General features: G+C 67.8%; 15 protein-coding genes. 3 read left to right on the top strand and 12 right to left on the bottom strand.

What is annotated here, in order from left to right:
• Positions 1-13: 13 nt before the first annotated feature.
• Entirely contained in the window at positions 14-1,327 is a 1,314-nt protein-coding gene (locus DPM12_RS15600) for a hypothetical protein (RefSeq protein WP_123788567.1), read from the top strand.
• A 17-nt stretch (positions 1,328-1,344) separates the two neighbouring features.
• Here the strand turns inward: DPM12_RS15600 and DPM12_RS15595 are convergent, their stop codons facing one another.
• From DPM12_RS15595 to DPM12_RS15580, 4 genes are all read right to left on the bottom strand, one after another.
• The gene (locus tag DPM12_RS15595; RefSeq protein WP_211659044.1) at positions 1,345-1,944 is read right to left on the bottom strand and encodes a methionine ABC transporter permease; all 600 of its coding nucleotides are present in this window, start codon (positions 1,942-1,944) and stop codon (positions 1,345-1,347) included.
• A 59-nt stretch (positions 1,945-2,003) separates the two neighbouring features.
• Positions 2,004-3,206 (bottom strand): methionine ABC transporter ATP-binding protein, encoded by a 1,203-nt coding sequence (locus DPM12_RS15590; protein WP_112259267.1) that lies wholly within the window; start codon positions 3,204-3,206, stop codon positions 2,004-2,006.
• A 78-nt stretch (positions 3,207-3,284) separates the two neighbouring features.
• Positions 3,285-4,202, bottom strand: a complete 918-nt coding sequence (locus DPM12_RS15585; protein WP_211659028.1) for a MetQ/NlpA family ABC transporter substrate-binding protein — start codon at positions 4,200-4,202, stop codon at positions 3,285-3,287.
• A gap of 557 nt (positions 4,203-4,759) precedes the next feature.
• The gene (locus tag DPM12_RS15580; RefSeq protein WP_112259266.1) at positions 4,760-5,671 is read right to left on the bottom strand and encodes a uracil-DNA glycosylase; all 912 of its coding nucleotides are present in this window, start codon (positions 5,669-5,671) and stop codon (positions 4,760-4,762) included.
• Positions 5,672-5,850: 179 nt separating this feature from the next.
• Here DPM12_RS15580 and DPM12_RS15575 point away from each other — a divergent pair, with 179 nt between their 5' ends.
• Positions 5,851-7,845: an N-acetylmuramoyl-L-alanine amidase gene (locus DPM12_RS15575; protein WP_112259265.1), complete on the top strand. Its 1,995-nt coding sequence runs from the start codon at positions 5,851-5,853 to the stop codon at positions 7,843-7,845.
• A 155-nt stretch (positions 7,846-8,000) separates the two neighbouring features.
• Here the strand turns inward: DPM12_RS15575 and DPM12_RS15570 are convergent, their stop codons facing one another.
• The 8 genes from DPM12_RS15570 to DPM12_RS15535 form a co-directional block, all read right to left on the bottom strand.
• The gene (locus DPM12_RS15570; RefSeq protein WP_112259319.1) at positions 8,001-8,930 is read right to left on the bottom strand and encodes a Ppx/GppA phosphatase family protein; all 930 of its coding nucleotides are present in this window, start codon (positions 8,928-8,930) and stop codon (positions 8,001-8,003) included.
• Complete coding sequence (locus DPM12_RS15565) at positions 8,927-9,442, bottom strand: DUF501 domain-containing protein (protein ID WP_211659027.1); 516 nt, start codon at positions 9,440-9,442, stop codon at positions 8,927-8,929. Before DPM12_RS15565 ends, DPM12_RS15570 begins: the two co-directional genes overlap by 4 nt.
• A complete protein-coding gene (locus DPM12_RS15560) occupies positions 9,439-9,864 on the bottom strand; it encodes a septum formation initiator family protein (RefSeq protein ID WP_158542920.1) in 426 nt (141 codons plus the stop codon). Before DPM12_RS15560 ends, DPM12_RS15565 begins: the two co-directional genes overlap by 4 nt.
• 169 nt (positions 9,865-10,033) lie before the next feature.
• Positions 10,034-11,314: a phosphopyruvate hydratase gene (eno, locus tag DPM12_RS15555; protein WP_112259262.1), complete on the bottom strand. Its 1,281-nt coding sequence runs from the start codon at positions 11,312-11,314 to the stop codon at positions 10,034-10,036.
• Between the two features lie 138 nt (positions 11,315-11,452).
• The gene (locus tag DPM12_RS15550; RefSeq protein ID WP_112259261.1) at positions 11,453-12,442 is read right to left on the bottom strand and encodes an adenylate/guanylate cyclase domain-containing protein; all 990 of its coding nucleotides are present in this window, start codon (positions 12,440-12,442) and stop codon (positions 11,453-11,455) included.
• The gene (locus tag DPM12_RS15545) at positions 12,439-12,984 is read right to left on the bottom strand and encodes a PH domain-containing protein (RefSeq protein WP_112259260.1); all 546 of its coding nucleotides are present in this window, start codon (positions 12,982-12,984) and stop codon (positions 12,439-12,441) included. Before DPM12_RS15545 ends, DPM12_RS15550 begins: the two co-directional genes overlap by 4 nt.
• Before the next feature lie 90 nt (positions 12,985-13,074).
• On the bottom strand, positions 13,075-13,926 hold the full coding sequence (locus tag DPM12_RS23245; protein WP_211659026.1) for a biotin--[acetyl-CoA-carboxylase] ligase: 852 nt from the start codon (positions 13,924-13,926) through the stop codon (positions 13,075-13,077).
• Between the two features lie 100 nt (positions 13,927-14,026).
• Positions 14,027-16,636 carry a phosphoenolpyruvate carboxylase gene (locus tag DPM12_RS15535; protein ID WP_112259259.1) on the bottom strand — a complete coding sequence of 870 codons (2,610 nt, stop codon included), beginning with the start codon at positions 16,634-16,636 and terminating at the stop codon, positions 14,027-14,029.
• A gap of 225 nt (positions 16,637-16,861) precedes the next feature.
• Between DPM12_RS15535 and DPM12_RS15530 the strand changes: the two genes are divergently transcribed.
• A complete protein-coding gene (locus tag DPM12_RS15530) occupies positions 16,862-17,914 on the top strand; it encodes a hypothetical protein (RefSeq protein ID WP_123788569.1) in 1,053 nt (350 codons plus the stop codon).
• Positions 17,915-18,115: the final 201 nt, after the last annotated feature.

Here is an 18,115-nt window from a genome sequence, read left to right as displayed (position 1 = left end):
GGAAGGCGAGAACGTGCGAGTAGGTCGTGATGTCCAGGACGCGTTCGAGGCGAAGATACTCGGCGGTCTCAAACTCGTGCCCGGCGAACGCGTCGAACTTCTCGTGCGCCTCGACGGCAAGCAACCGGACGCCGACTGCCTCATCATCACCAACGGCCGCGTCATAGCACTTCAGAGCACCGACGAGCCCGTCACCTGGATCCGGCGCCAGGCACTGGCCGACGACGTCCAATCGTGGCGGCTCAACCGCAGGTTCCGCAGCCGGCTGTCGATCACTTCCGGCTACGGCCGCACGGAGGTCTTCGGCTCGAACCTGAACGTCTTCGACGACGATCTCGTCGAAGAGCATCTGGCACGGCTCGTACGCAACCGGGCTGCCCCCGCCACGTCTGGTGTCCTCAGGTCGCTCCGCGCCCAGGCGCACTGGGTGTCCAGCGCGCACGGCCGCGCCGTCTACGTCATCGACCGGGAACAGATTCCCTCGGACACGGGCACGGTCATCGATCTCGACATGGTCGAGCGGCAGCTGAGCCTGTTCGACTACTGGCCCAGCAGCGAAGTCCACCGGCACCTCGCCGCATGCCTGCCCATGGGCGGTTGCCATCTCGCCAGCGTCACCCCCGCAGCTCGACAACGATCCAGCACAGCGGTATCGCAGGAACACGTCAGCGCCGTCCTGCGGGCACTCGTCACCGTCGACACTGCCAAGATCAAGAAATCGGCCGGCCGGGAGAGCGACGTCCTCTCGCGGCTTATGGCCGTCGTCGCCCACATCCGCGCCACGTCCGCCTGGGCTTCGACCAGACTCGACGACGGGCTGCGCATCGACCTCGACGCCGAGGTCCGGCAGATCGCGCTTCGGAGTCACCGCATCGCACAGCTACGCATGGAGATGGGCGACCGGCCACCGGAGCGTTCCGAGACGGGCCGACGTGCGAACGCGGTGTACACGTCGTCGTGGGCATCCCTCGACACGCTTGTCGCCCACCTCGACGAGCGTGTCGATCGTCTGGAGGCATACCGCGACCGCCTGCGCGCGCTCTCCCGGGAGCTCGACGATCTCGCGGACGCCACCCGCGTTGCCGGTGTCACCGAGAAGATCGCACAGCTGGCCGCGTCCACGGCACCCGACGAATCCACAACGGCCGAGCTGACGCTGTTTCCCCACCCGCGCGAGGCCGTCGACGCTACGTCCGACGCGATCGCCGCCCTGCGCGAGGAGGTCGACCGGCTGTCGGAGCACGCCCACGCCTCCGCCTCCGCGTCGTCAGGATCGCACCCAACGTCGGGGCCGCGCCCCAGGGCGGGATCGGTACCGATCGCCTGACCAGCTACTTCCCTCGCCTAGCGGTGCAGCGCCTTTCTGGCCAACCAGTTTCCGAGCACCTGGGCGAGCTGGACGAGCACGACGATGACGACCACCGTCACGAACGTCACTTCCCAGTTGAACCGCTGGTAGCCATAGACGATGGCGAAATCACCGAGGCCGCCGCCGCCGATGTAACCGGCAAGCGCCGACATGTCAATGATGCCGATCAGCAGGAAGGTGTAACCGAGAACGAGTGGCGCCAGCGACTCCGGGATGAGCACGGTGAGGATGATGCGCAGCCGCGACGCCCCGACGGCCCGCGCAGCTTCGATCACTCCCGGATCGGTCGCCACCAGATTCTGCTCGACGATTCGCGCGGTGATGAACGATGCCATGATCGACATCGCGAAGATCACCGCCTCGTTGCCGATCGTCGTCCCGATCGTCATCAGCGTCAACGGCCCGACGGCGGTGATGAAGATGATGAACGGGATCGGCCGCACGATGTTCACCGCGATGTTGAGCACGGTGAAGATCGCGGCGTTTTCGAGCAGGTTGCCCCGGCGCGTCGCGTACAGCAACACCCCCATGAGGAGTCCGAGCGCCCCGCTGATCAGCAGGGTGACCGACACCATGTAGAGGGTTTCGCGCAGGGACTCCAGCAAGATGGGAGCGAGCGTGGACCAGTCGCTGTTCACTGGAACCCTCCAGACGATCTCTCGGGAGGCGTGCCGAGGCCGGTCGCCGAGCCAGCGGAGAGGCCGGTCGCGGGGCCAGCGATCTCGTCGGCGCCGCCGGCGCCGGAGATGCCGGGTGCGTCCGGTGATGACGGCTGCTCGTCACCCGCCACGACGGCGGAGGGATCGTTGCGCGGATGCTCCCGAGTTCCCAGGTCGTGAACGTCTGCCGTGCGACGCAGCTCCGCGATCAGCGCGTCGATCGATTCCTCGTCGCCGGCAAGCTCGACCGTCAGGCTGCCGAATGGACGCTCGTCGATCTCGGTGATTCCGCCGAACACGATCGAGCCGTCCACGCCGTGCCTGCGCAGCGTCGCCGTCAGGTCGGTGCCGCTGCCCTGGCCGTCGCGGACGCCTACCGTCACCATCCTGCCGGGATGCCGGTGCCTGAGCCGTTCGAGCACCTCCGGCGTCGGGCGGTCGCGCAGGGCCGTCCCGACGAACCTCCGGGTGGCACGCTCCCGCGGCGCCGCGAAGACGTCGTAGACACGACCGTGCTCGACTACCTTGCCGTGCTCCATGACCGCGACTCGCTGCGCGATCGAGCGGATGACGTCCATCTCGTGGGTGATGACAACGACCGTGACGCCCAGCTCCCGGTTCACCCGCTTGAGGAGGGCGAGAACGTCCTGCGTGGTGTCCGGATCGAGCGCGCTCGTGGCCTCGTCCGCGAGCAGGATCTTCGGCGAGGTGGCCAGCGCCCGGGCGATCCCCACGCGCTGCTTCTGCCCGCCGGAGAGCTGTCCCGGGTAGGTACGAGCCTTGTCCGCCAAGCCGACGAAGTCGAGTAGCTCGGCCACGCGCTGCTTGCGCCTCTCCTTCGGCCACCTCGCCACCTTCAGGGGGTAGGCGACGTTGCCCGCGACGGTCCGCGATTTCATCAGGTTGAACTGCTGGAAGACCATCCCGATACTGGCACGCAGCTGCCGTAGCTCCGATTCGCCGAGCGTCGTGACGTCGTGGCCATCGACCACCACCTGACCCGATGTGACGGTCTCGAGGGCATTGACGAGGCGCACGAGCGTGCTCTTGCCTGCCCCCGAGTATCCGATCACGCCGAAGATCTCGCCTTCTCCGACGTCGAGGGTGACCGAGTCGACGGCTCGCACGGCGTCCGGGCCGGAGCCGAAGACCTTCGTCGCCTCACGAAAACTGATCATCACACTCTCCCGCAGCGCACCCAATCTCCGCTGATCATGAACATTAACGGCTCCGCACGGAGCCGTTAATGTTCATGATCATGGGGAAGTGGTGTCGTCGTCGGTGGCTTCCAGGTTGGACTCGACCTCATCGAGGATCTCCTGGAGTTCCGAGGCCGGCTTCTCCGTGAACACCGCCGTACCACCCGACGCCCGCAGCGCCGCCTCCTGAACCTCGTCCTCGTGATAGATGTCGATCAACTTCTGGAACGTCTCGTTGTCCTCGTGCCCGGCACGCGCGGCCCAGACATTGATGTACGGCTGCGCCGCGGGCGAATCGGGATCGTCCTGATACAGCGCATCCGTCGGCTCCAGGCCGGCGTCCTCGACGAAGTCGTTGTTGATGATCGACGCATCCACGCTGTTCAGCGCCACGGCAGTCTGCTCGGCAGCAACGGGCGTCACCGTCACCTTCGACTCTTCCTCGACGACGTCAGACGGCAGCGACGTCGAGTCCCCGCCACCTTCGAGGGTGAGCAGCCCCGCATCCTGGAGGACGAGAAGCGCCCGGGCCTGGTTCGTCTCATCGTTGGGAATCGCGATCTCGCCGCCGTCCGGAATGTCCTCGATCGACGTGTGCTCCGTGGAGTACAAGCCGAGGGGATAGATCGCGGTCGCGCCGATCGGCGTGAGGTCCTCGTCGTTGGCGACGTTGTACGCGGCGAGGTATTGAATGTGCTGGAACTGGTTGAGGTCGAGCTGGTTCTGCGACAGCGCGGGGTTGGGCTGCGTGTAGTCGGTGAAGTTCACCAGCTCTATCTCGATACCTTCCTCGGCAGCGAGATCGCTGAAGATCTGCCAGTAGTCCTCGCTGGCACCAACCACACCGATCTTGATCGGGCTGCCACTGTCGCCTGTGGCGACCTCGGTCTGATCGTTGCCGCCGCACGCCGCGAGCACGGCACCTGCGGCGAGGACGCTGATCAACGTGGCACTCTGACGAATCATGTTCTTCATGTCCTTCCACCTGGCGGGCGACGGTCAGGGGTGGCCTGGCTCATCGCGTACTGGGTCGTTGCGGCGCACGTAGGCACCGGTCAGGGCTGTTACGTGGGCACAAGCGAATCGGCGGCGGGATCGCCGCGGACGAAGAAATACCGCGCCGGCGGCGCGTGCGGAGCCCCGCGCCAGATCAGCTCGCTCACCTCAGGAGCGACACCGACGCATGCCTGTTCCACACATCATCGCCATGCGACAGCTCGGGGCCGTCGACATGAGTTCGCATTGGTGGAACGAGATTCGGCACATGGTCTTCATCATGAGCATTAGACCTTCGGTCTTCAAATCAGGACCGACAAATCTCATATAGTGAACGATGATCGACCGCATTATGAGATGCCACGCGGACCGCAGGACCGTACACGGTCGAGGAGTTCAGCTAGCCCGCGCACAACGGGCGACGACCCGGCGCCCGTGCCCCAGCCACGAGCACAAGACACGGGCCAGAACGGCATCACAAGGACGAGGCACGGGGCAGAACGGCTCAGGCGGACGAGGCACGGGCCAGAACGGCATCACGCGGACATAGCGCGGGCCAGAACGGCGTCGAGCATCTCCTCGGTCAGCCGGCCGGTGAACGTGTTCTGCTGGCTCGGATGGTACGAGCCGAGAAGGCGTATCGGCGCAAGATCGCCGCTCGGCGCGGGATCGTGAACCGGGACCTGCCCGTCCCCACTCGCACCCGTACCCTCTCCAGCCAGGCGCTCCAGCACGACCTCGCTGCCATGCCCGAACTTCGGCCGCGGCCGGGGGACGCTCACTCCGGACCGGGCCAATGTCGTCAACGCTGCCGTCCAGGCGAACGAGCCGAGCGCGACCACCGCACGAACCGTTGGCAGCACCAGCGACACCTCGCGATCCAGCCAGTGCGCGCAGGTGTCGCGCTCACCGGGTGCCGGCTTGTTGTCCGGCGGTGCACAGCGCACCGCGGCCATGATCCGTGTCTCGCGGAGCTCGAGCCCGTCGCCGGCATGCTCGGATGTCGGCTGGTTGGCCAGGCCAGCCCGGTAGAGCGCGGCGAATAGCCAGTCTCCGCTGCGATCGCCAGTGAAGATCCGTCCCGTGCGATTCCCGCCGTGTGCCGCCGGGGCGAGGCCGACGACCAGGATGCGCGGTGCGCGAGCGCCCCAGCCGGGTGTCGGCCGCCCCCAGTACGGCTGCGCGTCGAACGAGCGGCGCTTGCCCGAGGCCACCTCCTCGCGCCACCGCACCAGCCGCGAACAGGCCCGGCACACGGAGGATCGCGCGGTGACCTGTTCCAGGGAGGCGTCGGCGGCGAGCTCGGCGACGCCCTCCGCGCCGCGCGCGACGGGTGTCGATTCGTCAGCGACGTCATCCGGCCAGCCGCTCCCCGGCTCGACCGGACTGGGGAAGATCTCGCCGGTGACGGGGTGGGCAAGGCGGGCGCGCTCGGCGTCGGCATCCATGGGGACCATTCTCCATGGGCCTCTCCACGTGACCGCTTGACGAACGATTTTCAGATATAACGTCTTTGCCCCGAATATTGACGGATTATTTTCATGTCCGGCAGGATGATCCGCACTGTGACGCCACATGTGAGATCGACGTCACACCCCGTCGCCACAGTCACGTGTTTGGAGGCTCGATGCGTCGACGATCCCCGCTTTCCCGCCACCACCTCGGTGCCGGCCTGGCCGGCCTCGCACTCCTCGTTCCGTTCTCCGTCGCACCCACCGTCGCAACCTCGGTAACCTCACCGGCCCCCGAGTCCCGGCACGATCAGTACGCCGCCGCGGCCGAGGAATACGGAGTACCTCTCCCCGTCCTGCTCGGCGTGTCCTACCTGCAATCACGCTGGGACACGCACGCCGGCGAGCCCAGCACGAGCGGCGGGTTCGGCCCCATGCACCTCACCGATGCCGACGAGATCGATGGACCCGGCACCGAGCCCCAGCACGACCTCGAGTACGACCGGCGCGGTGACGACGGCCGGGACTCCGCGGTCACCACCCGGCACGGCGCACCGCCTCCCGATCCCGCCGCCCTGAACACGCTCGACAAGGCGGCCGGGCTGACCGGCCTCGACGAGTCCGAATTGCGCACGGACGCGGGGACCAACATCCGTGGTGGCGCCGCGCTACTCGCCGCGCACCAGGAGGACCTGGGCGCACCGACGGGCAGCGAGACCGATCCCGCCGACTGGTACGGCGCGGTCGCCCGCTACAGCGGTGCCGACACGCTCGATGCGGCCGCCTTCTTCGCCGACGAGGTATACGACACCATCCGCACCGGCATGGAACGACGAGTCGACGACGGCGAGCGCGTCGTCCTCGACGCGCACCCGGGCATCTCCCCGGACCGTTCGTGGCTCGACGAGCTGGACCTACGCCAACCGGATCGTCCCGACGAGATCGAGTGTCCCCTGGACATCTCCTGCGAGTGGCTGCCCGCGCCCTACGAATTACGAGGTGACGGCACCGACGTGGGCAGCTACGGAAACCACGACCTCGGGAACCGGCCCGAACAGCAGGAGATCGAGTACATCGTCATCCACGACGCCGAAGGGTACTTCGACACTACCGTCGATCTGGCGCAAGACAAGGACTGGGTGAGCTGGAACTACACCCTGCGCTCCTCCGACGGCCACATCGCCCAGCACCTGGAAAGCGAGAACGTCGGCTGGCATGCGGGCAACTGGTTCGTCAACGCCAAGTCGATCGGACTGGAGCACGAGGGCTTCGCCGCCGACGGCTCCTGGTACACCGAAGCGATGTATCGCACGTCGGCAAAGCTCGTGCGGCACCTGGCGGAGAAGTTCGACATCCCACTCGACCGGCACCACATCATCGGCCACGACAACATCCCCGGTATCACGCCGGCCTACGTTCCCGGCATGCACTGGGATCCGGGCCCCTACTGGGACTGGAGCCATTACTTCGACCTGATGGGCGCCTCGCCCCGCACCACGGGCACCCCTCAGACGGGCCTGGTGACGATCGATCCCGACTTCGCTACCAACCAGCCCGCCTTCACCGGGTGCGACGAACGGGGTGAACCCTGCCCGGCCCGCGGATCGTCGTCGGTCATCCTGCACAGCGAGCCCAGCCACGACGCGCCGCTCGTCACCGACATCGGTCTTCACCCCGATGGCTCACCGGCCACGATGCACATCTCCGATCACGGGGCGAGGGCATCGGCGGGACAGACCTTTGCGATCGCCGATCACGATGGTGATTGGACGGCGATCTGGTATCTCGGCCAGAAGGCGTGGTTCCACAATCCGCCCGAGGATCGCGCCGCCGTGTGGTCGCGAGGCTTCGTCGCCACCCCGAAGCCTGGCCTGGACGAGATTCCCGTGTACGGGCGTGCCTATCCCGAGCCGGAGGCGTTCGACGAGGTGCCCGTCCAGGACATCGTTCCGTTGCAGTACACGATCAGCGCGGGCGAGCGGTATGCCGCCGGTCCGACGCTGCAAAGCGAGTACTACCGGTCGACGACGTACGACGGCTCCTCGCCCGGCGACTGGACGGTCGTCAGAGGTGAGATGGAGTACGTGCAGATCCAGCTCGGCCACCGGATGATGTACGTCGACCGCGACGATGTTGACCTCATGCCGGCCGCGCGGGGTGCACCACGCTGAGTACGCAGTCCGGGTACGGAAACCGCCCCCCGCGCGTGTTTTCCGTACCCGACTTCCTTCGCACCCAACTTCGATGCCGAGACGTGCACTATTAGGCCAGAATTCCGGGATTCTCGCACGTCTCGGCATCGAAGTCGGCGTAGCGCCGGGCAGGATCAGACGTCGGCGACCAGGCTCCACGCGATGCCGTCGAGGATGTCGCGCTCGCTGACCAGCACCCCGGAGGCGCCGGTGCGCTCGACCACGCAGCGCAGGATGAGCGCACCGGCCGCGATGACGTCCACCCGGCCGGGATGGATCACCCGTATCGCGGCCCGCTGCTCATGAGAGGCGGCGAGAAGCCTGTCGCTGATCTCGGCCACGGCACCGGCCGGAATCCGGGACAGGTGCACGGCCGAGGAGTCGTATTCGGCCAATCCCAGGTGAATGGCAGCCACCGTCGTGATGGTTCCGGCCAGGCCAATCACCGTTCCGGCGTCAATCAACGGCACGGTACGTGCCGCATCGTCCAATGCCGCCTCGATGACCTTTCGCGCGGCACTCACCTCCGCCGAGGTGGGCGGATCGGACCCGAAGCACCGCTCGGTGAGCCGGACCGAGCCGATATCGACACTGCGAGCCGACTCGGGCTCCGAGATCCCGGAAACGAACTCCGTGGACCCGCCGCCGACATCGACCACCAGGTAGGGCGCTCGCCGATCACCGTGGATCTCTCTGGTGGCTCCGGCGAAGGAGAGCCGTGCCTCGTCGTCGCCGCTCACCACGTCGGGCTCGACGCCCAGGAGCTCCCGGACGCCGTCGACGAACTCCGCCGAATTCGACGCGTCGCGGGTGGCGCTCGTGGCGATCATGCGCACCCGCTCCACCTCGAGGGCTCGCATCACCTCGGCGTATTCGGCCAGTGCCGACATGGTGCGCTCCAGCGCCTGCGGATCGAGCCGTCCGGTTCGATCCACATCCTGCCCCAGCCGCACGATGCGCAAGCGCCGGTCCAGGTCATGCTGGCGTCCCGAGGCGGGATCGGCGTCGGCGACCAGCAGGCGGATCGAGTTGGTGCCGCAGTCGACGGCGGCAACTCGTCTCACGTGGGTGTCCACGTGCAGGTCGTGGGAGTCCAGGGTTTCTCCTCGAGGTCGGCCATGCGATTCAAGGTCTCGTCACCCACCGGGTTGATTCCCCGCCCGACGGCCAGGCTGTGCGCGACCAGGGCATGCAGGCATTTGACGCGATTCGGCATCCCACCGGCCGACACTCCAGCGATCTCCGGAACCTGTGCGATACGTTCGCGCCGCGCCAGATAGTCGTCGTGCGCGGCCCGATAACCGGCAGCCACGTCGGGCGACGAGCACACCCACTCGGCGAGCTCCACCATGACACCGTTCGATTCCAGCGTGGACGCGGCGGCGACCGCACGCGGGCAGGTCAGGTAGAACAAGGTGGGGAACGGTGTGCCGTCGGGTAGCCGGGGTTCGGTCTCCACGACGGTGGGGTGCCCGTCGCGACACCGGTGCGGCACCCGCCGCACACCCCGCAACGGACGCCGGAGCTGACGTTTCACAATATCGAGGTCGGCGTCCGTCACGGTGCCGGCCGTCACGGCAACTCCTCCGGCGGGATCTCGTCGGCGGCCTCGACCGAGCTCCACAACCGTTCGTACCACGTTCCCTCTCCGGCTGGTGGCAATCCTTCAGGGCCCGTCTCGCCCTCCTCGTCCTTCTCCGGACGGATCACGACATACCCCTGCTCGTCCGGCATGACGAACCCCAACCGTTGCCGAGCCTGAAGGGCGACATAGGACGGGTCCTCCCACAGCTCCAGCTCGGTTTCCAGCTCGTCCACCCGTTCTCTGAGCTCTTCGGCTTCCTGTTCGAGCTCGGCCCGCTCGCCGTGCTGCTCGAACAGCGCCCGCAACGGGTACGCGTACGAGACCAGCAACACGGCGAGAACGAGCGCGAGCACGGCCGCCCGCCCGGTGACCGAGGGCCGGCCGCCCGAACCTCGAGCCGTCCGCGGGCGCATCGACGACGAACCCGATCTCGCACCGTCCGCACGTTCGACGCTGACCCGGGGTCGCCCAGCGCCGCGAGTGTTCCGGGTGCCCGAACGGGCACTTCGCGTCGCTGGACGCCGATTGGTCGGTGCACCCCCCGAGGGGCGTGCACCGGGCGCGCGACGGGAAGGTGGCATGTTATCTATTAAATCGCGGGAAAGCCGTGGAACCGGCGTAACGCGCGGCGTCGTCGAGCTCTTCTTCGATACGAAGGAGCTGGTTGTACTTCGCGACCCGCTCCGAACGCGCTGGCGCACCGGTCTTGATCTGGCCAGCGTTGGTCGCCACGGCGATGTCGGCGATCGTGGTGTCCTCGGTCTCTCCCGATCGGTGACTGATCATGCTGGCGAAACCTCCCCGGCTCGCCAGCGCCACGGCGTCGAACGTCTCGCTCAGCGTGCCGATCTGGTTCACCTTCACCAGCAGCGCGTTCGCCGCGCCCTCGTCGATGCCGCGAGCGAGCCGCTCGGGGTTGGTCACGAAGAGATCGTCGCCGACGATCTGCACCCGCTGACCGATGTCGCGGGTCAGGGTGGCCCACCCGGCCCAGTCGTCTTCGGCCAGCGGATCCTCAAGAGAGACCAGGGGGTAGTCGGCGAGCAGCTGCCCGTAGTACTCGCTCATCTGTGCGGCCGTCTTCGTGGCGCCTTCGAACGTGTAGGTGCCGTTGCCGAAGAACTCGGTGGCCGCCACGTCCAGGGCAAGCGCCACCTGCGACCCGGGAGTGAAGCCCGCCTCCTCGATCGCCTGCACGATGAGGTCCAGAGCGGCACGGTTGCTCGGCAAGTCCGGCGCGAACCCGCCCTCGTCGCCGAGGCCGGTCGCCAGGTTCTTCTGCTTGAGCACCTTCTTCAGCGCGTGATAAACCTCCGCGCCCCAGCGCAGCGCCTCCCGGAACGTCTCCGCACCGATCGGCGCGACCATGAACTCCTGAATGTCGACGTTGCTGTCGGCGTGAGCGCCACCATTGAGGATGTTCATCATCGGCACGGGCAACATGTGCGCGTTCGGCCCACCCAGGTACCGGAACAACGGCAGGTTGGCGGACTTGGCTGCCGCCTTGGACACCGCGAGCGAGACCCCCAGGAGGGCATTCGCACCCAGCTTGCCCTTGTTCGGCGTACCGTCGAGGTCGTTCATCTCCTGATCGATGAGCCGCTGGTCGCTGGCGTCATGTCCGAGCAGCTCGGGTCCGATCTCGTCCATGACCGCGAGAACGGCTTTCTCGACGCCCTTACCGAGATAGCGCTGCTTGTCGCCATCACGCAGCTCGACCGCCTCGAACTGCCCGGTGGAGGCGCCGGACGGGACGGCGGCACCAGCGATCGTGCCGTCGTCTAGTGCTACTTCGACCTCGACGGTGGGATTGCCGCGGGAGTCGAGGATCTCCCGCGCTCCGATAGCTTCGATCGTGGCCACGGCATTCTCCTGAAGTATGCGGATAATCTCGAATGAGCAGGTACGTCCGAGCAGTGACGACGGCGGCACTACTGCATATCCGTACCCTCCGGAAGCGTACCGGTCCCGAGGCCGTCGTTCGGAGGTCGGTTCGGGGTCTCAGATACGCGGGCTCACCGTGTAAACCTCCACGGGGCCAATCCCGCGCACGCTGATCGGAGGCAGGGCGCGCAGCGCGACGCTGGGCTCCTCTTCCAGGGCTTCCGCTGTGGTGGAATCCACCAGGACCGAGTTCCGCTCGGCCACTGCGGTCAGGCGCGCCGCGAGATTGGTCGGCGTGCCGAAGACGTCGCCGAGGCGCGCCACCACCGGCCCGGTGGCGATGCCCACGCGGATGTCGGGAAGCTTCGGTTCGGGCCCGATCTGTTCCACGAGCTGACATCCAATCGTTGCCGCCGTCAGTGGGGTGTCAGCCACGAAGACGACCTCGTCACCGAGCGTCTTCACCACTCGACCACCGCAGCCGAAAATGATGTCGTTCGTCGTCGCTTCGAACTTCTCGACCAGCTCACCCAGCGCTTCCACGCTCATCCCGCGCGACAGCCGGGTAAAGGACACGAGGTCGGCGAAGCCCACCGAGGCTGGTGCGGCAAGCAGCGGTGATTCGCCCACTTCCGCGATCGCGATCAGCCGGTTCACCGACGACGCCAGCTTGCGACGCCAGGCATAGATCAGTAGTCGCTCGAACTCGGGCAGCAACCGCTGCGCCATGTCATATGCCGAGCTGAGCCTGCTGCCGGCGCCCGTGCGGGTCGCCTCGTTTTCCTCCACGATCTCGGCCAGCGTCTCGACATGCCATTCGGCCAGCCGTCCCGTCATCCGACCCAGGGCACGAACCATCTGGACCGCCGTGTCGCGGTCCACCGCCTCGGAATCGATCAGCTCCCGCACACCGCGCAACGCCTCGAGGTCCCACACGGTGAACGCCTTTTCGTCCCCCACATCCGGGAAGCCCAGCGCGCGCCAGTACCGGCGGGCCTCATCCACCGGCAGACCGGCCGCTTCCGCGATCTGGTCGAACGTGTACCGGCGGGAGGCTCCGAGCAGGAGCTGTTCGAGCTCGTCCTGCGTCGGATGCTCGTTGGTCACTGGTCGTCGTTCTCCTCGGGCCCCTCGTCATCGCGCACCCATCCCTCGTCGTGCGCCTCGCCGACGAGTTCGCTCAGCCGGAGCTGCACGTGATGCACCCGGGGCACGTCGTAGAGCTTGATCTGGCCCTCTTCGCTCGCTGCCGAGACTATGAGCGTGCCACACCGCAGTATCCGGTCGATCAGCCGCTGTTCGAAAGCCGCGTCATTGATCCGGCGCAGCGGGATGTTACGGCCCGTACGGGAGATGACGCCGGTGCGGGTGATGAGCCTGACGTTTGTCACGGTGTACGTGGTTGTGAGCCACGTGAGGAACGGCCACAGCGACCAGATGAGGACGACGAGCACGGCAGCACCGATGATCACCCATCGACCGACTGTCACCCCGGTGCCGTCGTCGTCGGGCAGGATGCCCAGCCCGAAGCCCGCCGCGGCTCCCGTGACGATCAGGACCACGATCGGCGTAATCAGTGCCTTCGCGTGCGTCCGCAGGTGGAACTCGACACTCTCGCCCTCGCTGAGGAGTTTCTCGGGAAAGCGCATAGGCGAATCTTGGCACGTGTGGAGGCTCCGTGTTGACGACACGGCCGGACCCGCGACGACGATTGTCGTCACCGCTCCGTTCGCCGGCCGTCACGCGGTACCGGGTGCCGGGCGCAGGTGCACGATGTCCCCCGCGCCCACGGTCCACAACCCGCCGCTACCTCGGATGACGAGCCGGCCAGACGAATCGAGATCGACCGCCTCGCCCTCAGCGAACCGGTGATCCGGAAACTGGACCCGGACCCACCGGCCGAGCGTCGCGCAGCGGCGCCGGTACAGTTGCGCCAACTCGGACTCCGGATCGCCACCGTGGGAACGCCAGGCCTCGTAGCGCGCCGCGAACCGGTCGATCAGCACCTCCAACACGTCGTCGAAGCTCGGGGGTTCCGGCACGTCGCCGTCCGCACCCGCACCGTCGTCCGCACCCGCGCGGCGGTCCGCACCCGCGTCGCCGCTTTCACCCGCGCTGCCGCTCTCGTCCGCGCCGCCAGCCGCGACGAGCAGCGACGTTCCCGTCGGCGGAAGCTGCTCCGCACGCTGAGCGACGTTGAGACCGACACCGGCCACGGCCGCCGCACCAGCCTCCTCCTGTACCTGCTCGACCAGGATTCCGGCGAGCTTGCGCTCACCCACCAGGACGTCGTTGGGCCACTTCAGCACCGCGCGGATATCGGTGAGCTGTTCGACGGCGTCGACGACCGCCACACCCACCAGCAGCGGCAGCCACGCCCAGCGCTCGGGCGCCACGTCTGTCGGCCGCAGCAGGAACGACACGGCCAGGCTCGTGCCGGGCGGAGCCTGCCAGGTGCGGTCCAGCCGTCCTCGCCCCGCACGTTGATACTCCGCCGCGAGAACGATTCCCTCGGGGGCGCCGTCCCGGGCCAGATCGGCGACGTCGACATTGGTCGATCCGGTCTCCGCGACCCGTCGCACGTCCCACATGCCGTCCTCCCTGTCCGGCCCACCGGCCATCTCCAGCAGGTCACCGCACGCCAGCGTGAATGCCGCGCTCGACGGTAGTCACCGTATCCCGGTCAGCACCTCAGCCGGTGTTCTGCAGACCGGCCGCGACGCCGTTGACGCTGATCTGCAGCAGCCGCCGGCTCGCCGCCTCGTCCGCGGCGCCGGCATCGTCGCCCGTGCGCAACGTCCGCAGGGCGCGGACCTGGAGATAGGACAGGGCGTCGACGTAGGGATTGCGCAACGCCACTGCCCGGCCCAGCACCCGGCGGTCCTCGAGCAACCGGCTGTGGCCCGTGACCTTCAGCACCCACTCGGTGGCGAGCTCGTGCTCCGCCATGATCATCTCGGTCAGCTCCGGCCGATCTCCCAACTCCAGGTACCGGCTGGCGATCCGCCGGTCCGTCTTGGCCAGCGACATCTCGACGTTCTCGAGCATCACGGTGAACAGCGGCCACTCCTCGCGGGCGCGGCGCAGCAGGTCGATATCTGCCACCGCCGCCAGCCCGGAGCCGAGCCCGTACCAACCCGGAAGGTTGACCCGGGTCTGCGCCCAGGAAAACACCCACGGAATGGCGCGAAGATCTTCCAGCGACGAGACCGCCAGGCCCCGCCGTGCCGGTCGCGACCCCAGCGGAAGCGAGCCCACCTCCTCCAGCGGCGTGACCCGGGCGAACCACGCGGCGAACCCTTCCGTACGCACCAGCGCGTGGTACGCCTCCTGCGCCGCAGCATCGAGCGTGCGTGCCAGCTCGGCGAACTCGACCGCCGCCGCGCTGGCACGTTCCTCCACCTCCGGGGTCGACGCCAGCAAGACGGCCGACGAGACCTGCTCGACGTGCCTCCGGGCGATGGCCGGGTTTCCGTACCGCGCGAAGATGACCTCGCCTTGCTCGGTGAGCTTGAACCGGCCGTCGACGGAGCCCGGCGCCTGCGCCAGCACCGCGCGGTTGGCCGGCCCGCCACCACGGCCGAGCGCCCCGCCGCGCCCGTGGAACATGGTCAGCGTGATCTTGTGCAAGGCGGCCCACTCGGTCAGCTTCGCCTGCGCCTCGTACAGCTTCAGGGTCGCCGACACCGGGCCCACGTCCTTCGCCGAATCCGAGTACCCCAGCATCACCTCGAACCGGCGGTCGGTGGCGTCGAGCCGCTCCTGAATCTCGGGCAGATCGAGCGTCTCTTCCAGCACGTCGACCGCCGCGTCAAGGTCCGCGCCGGTTTCGAACAGCGGCACGACGTCGAGCTCGATCGGCCGCCCGTCGAGAGCATAGCGGGCGAGCTCGTGCACCGCCGCGATGTCGGCCGCGGAACGCGTGAACGAGACGATGTAGCGGCGGCACGCCTGCGGCCCGAAACGCGCCTGGATCTGTGCCATCACCCGGATGGTCGCGAGGACCTCCTGGGTCCGTTCGGATAGCTCACCGCCAGCCCGAATCTCCTCCAACGCCGCCTCGTGAACCGCGCTGTGCTGCCGGATCTCCAGCTCGGCCAGGTGGAATCCGAACGATTCCACTTGCCACACCAGGCTCTGCAACTCCCCATAGGCCTGGCGCAGCGCACCGGCCTGCACGAGGCTCGCCTGGATCGTACGAAGCTCGTCGAGCATCTCGTCCGCGTCCTCGTAGGCCAGATCCGCGTCGCGGCGGCGGGTGGCCGCCACCCTCGCGGAGACGTAGAGCAATGCGATGCGGTGCGGCTCGTTGGGCGAGCGGGTCGCGAGATCCTGGTACAGCTCCGGCTGGGCAGCTTCCGCGTCACCGAGCATCCGGCTGATCTCTGGCGACGGCGGCGTCGTCGCCGCATCCAGCGTCATCGACCGCCCCACCGTGGCACACGCGTTCTCCAACGCCGCCAGCACGTGATCGGACTGGATGGCCATCGCCTGCCGGGTAATGGCGCTCGTGACGTAGGGGTTGCCGTCACGGTCGCCACCGATCCAGGAGCCCAGCCGCACGAACGCGGGAACCTGCGGTGCACGCATCTCGCTGTCGCCGCCGCCGAGTGCCGTGTCGGCCCGCCGGTACACCTGGGGCACGACGTGGAACAACACGTCGTCGAACGCCGTCATCGCCGTACGTACCTCGTCGAGCGGGCCGGGCCGCTCGGCACGTAGCGGTGCGGTGCGCCAGAGCACGTCGACGTTCTCCACGATCAGCCGGTGCGTCTCTGCCGACTCGGACTCCCCGAGCCGCGGGTCGTCGCGGCGCGGGAGCAGCTCCGCGACCCGCCTGATCGCGTTGACGACGGCACGCCGGCGCGCCTCTGTCGGGTGCGCCGTCAGCACCGGGCGGAACTCCAGCGCGGACAGCAGGGTGTTGACCTCGTCCATGCCGGCGGTATCCGAGAGCTCGTTGATCGTCTGGGCGAGCGCCCCGGGCAGGGAGTCGTCCCCACGGTCGCCGGCGCGCAGGGCGCGGATGCGATGGTATTCCTCCGCGGTGTTCACCAAGTGGAAGTACGCCGTGAACGCCCGCGCCACTTCCTCACATCGTTCCATCGACCACGACGCGACCAGCCGCTCCGCCTGCACGGCGGCGTCGTCGCCCACGGTGAGGTCCTCGTGGTGCGAGGCGATGACCAGCTCGCGCAGCCGCTCGACGTCGTCGAGCAGACCCTGGCCACCGTATTCGCGCAGCACCTGGCCGAGTGCCTCGCCGAGCACGCGGACGTCGGCCCGCAATGCGTCGGGCATTTCGAATCGGGCAGCTTCACGGGATCCAGTAGCGGTAGGGGCCACGTCGCCTAGCGTATGACCCTCGGCCAAGGGGAAGCTCTCCCCACCCGCGCGCCGCTCCTCCCCGTCCCGCTGTCCCCTCCCGCTGATCATGAACACTAAGCGACCTATGCCCGACTAGTGTTCATGATCAGCGGGGATATGGGGACGTGGGGAGGCGGGCGCGCGAACTACAATCCCTCCATGCCCATGCGTTCAGATGCCTCGCACCGGCGACGTTCACTCCGCGCCCGGTTGCCGACCATCGTGGTGATCCTCGCCGCCACCGCCGTGGCCGCCTCCGGATGCGGCTCGTCCAGCAGCACCGACAGCACTGGCGAAACCGGGGGAACCGATGGAACCGGCGAAACCGGGGGAACCGCGCTGGAAGAGTCGCTGAGCCGGTTCCGAGCAGACGAGAGCACGCGAAGCTACGTCGAGTTCGGCAATGCCAGCCGCATCGACGAACTGTCCGGCGGAACGGTCGACGGCACCTGGGGCTCGCTTGCCGGCCTCGGCAGCGGAGCCCTCTTCCAGCATCGCACCGAGCTACCAGACGAGCTCGCCATCCACCCCTCGGAGGCGGAGTCGGCCATCACCACCGGACAGCCACCGGCCGCGCTCACTCTCCTCCAAGGCGGCCAAGACGGCGACGAGATCACATCCGCGGCCAACGATGCCGGCTGGACCGGCGACGACGTTCTCACCCTGGACGATCTCGGCACCAACCCGCTCGCCGTCACGATTCCCCAGATCGTTCCACTCGCCGAGGATGTCGCGGTGGGCAGCGCGGAAGCGGACATGTCGATCGTCGATACGGACGGCGACACGCTCGCCGCCGACCCGCTCGTCAGCGAGCTCGCCAGTTGCCTGGGCGACGTCGTGGGAGCCGGCTTCGCCGCGGCTGGCGACTACCCGACCTCCTACGGCGTGCGACCCGACGAGGATGATCCCGACACCGTCATCGGGATCATCTGTGTCGCTCCCCCGTCTGGCGAAGCCGAACGCCTGGCCAGCGATATCGAAGACGCGATCGCCTCCGGCGAGATACCCGGGTCCGGCCAGCCCTACGCGGATCACTTCGTGCAGCCTGACGTGGAAGTCCTCGCGGGCGACAGCCTCGAGAACGGTGACGTGAACGACGAGGTGGTGCGCGTCGCCGTCACTCAGACCGAGGATTCCTTCGCCATCGAGCTGTTCCAGCTGGCGGCCGCCAACGAGCTCCCCGGGCTGGAATCTCGCCTCGCGCTGAACTGACGGCTGGAGTGACAGTTGAACTGACAGGTCGCGCATCGGCCGGCTGATCGGCATCGCCGGCCATACCCCAGAACGCTCTGTTCTACCCTGCTATGGGACCAGCGATCCGGAGGGATGCATGACCGCTATGCACGACGGCTCGGACAGCGATGCCCCGGCAGGCACCGGCCCGACGGGCGGCGACCAGACACCTGACGGCCC

This window comes from Phytoactinopolyspora halophila, from assembly GCF_003287285.1.
Taxonomy (GTDB): domain Bacteria; phylum Actinomycetota; class Actinomycetes; order Jiangellales; family Jiangellaceae; genus Phytoactinopolyspora_A; species Phytoactinopolyspora_A halophila.
The sequence above is the reverse complement of the archived record's forward strand: the minus strand, read 5'-3'. Positions and strand labels throughout refer to the sequence as shown.

Coding starts and splice junctions, on each gene's coding strand:
- DPM12_RS15595 (WP_211659044.1), bottom strand. CDS start 1,944: ATGGTGTCGGTCACCCTGCTGATCAGCGGGGCGCTCGGACTCCTCATG.
- DPM12_RS15590 (WP_112259267.1), bottom strand. CDS start 3,206: ATGATCAGTTTTCGTGAGGCGACGAAGGTCTTCGGCTCCGGCCCGGAC.
- DPM12_RS15585 (WP_211659028.1), bottom strand. CDS start 4,202: ATGAAGAACATGATTCGTCAGAGTGCCACGTTGATCAGCGTCCTCGCC.
- DPM12_RS15580 (WP_112259266.1), bottom strand. CDS start 5,671: ATGGATGCCGACGCCGAGCGCGCCCGCCTTGCCCACCCCGTCACCGGC.
- DPM12_RS15575 (WP_112259265.1), top strand. CDS start 5,851: ATGCGTCGACGATCCCCGCTTTCCCGCCACCACCTCGGTGCCGGCCTG.
- DPM12_RS15560 (WP_158542920.1), bottom strand. CDS start 9,864: ATGCGCCCGCGGACGGCTCGAGGTTCGGGCGGCCGGCCCTCGGTCACC.
- DPM12_RS15545 (WP_112259260.1), bottom strand. CDS start 12,984: ATGCGCTTTCCCGAGAAACTCCTCAGCGAGGGCGAGAGTGTCGAGTTC.
- DPM12_RS23245 (WP_211659026.1), bottom strand. CDS start 13,926: ATGTGGGACGTGCGACGGGTCGCGGAGACCGGATCGACCAATGTCGAC.
- DPM12_RS15535 (WP_112259259.1), bottom strand. CDS start 16,636: ATGCCCGACGCATTGCGGGCCGACGTCCGCGTGCTCGGCGAGGCACTC.
- DPM12_RS15530 (WP_123788569.1), top strand. CDS start 16,862: ATGCCCATGCGTTCAGATGCCTCGCACCGGCGACGTTCACTCCGCGCC.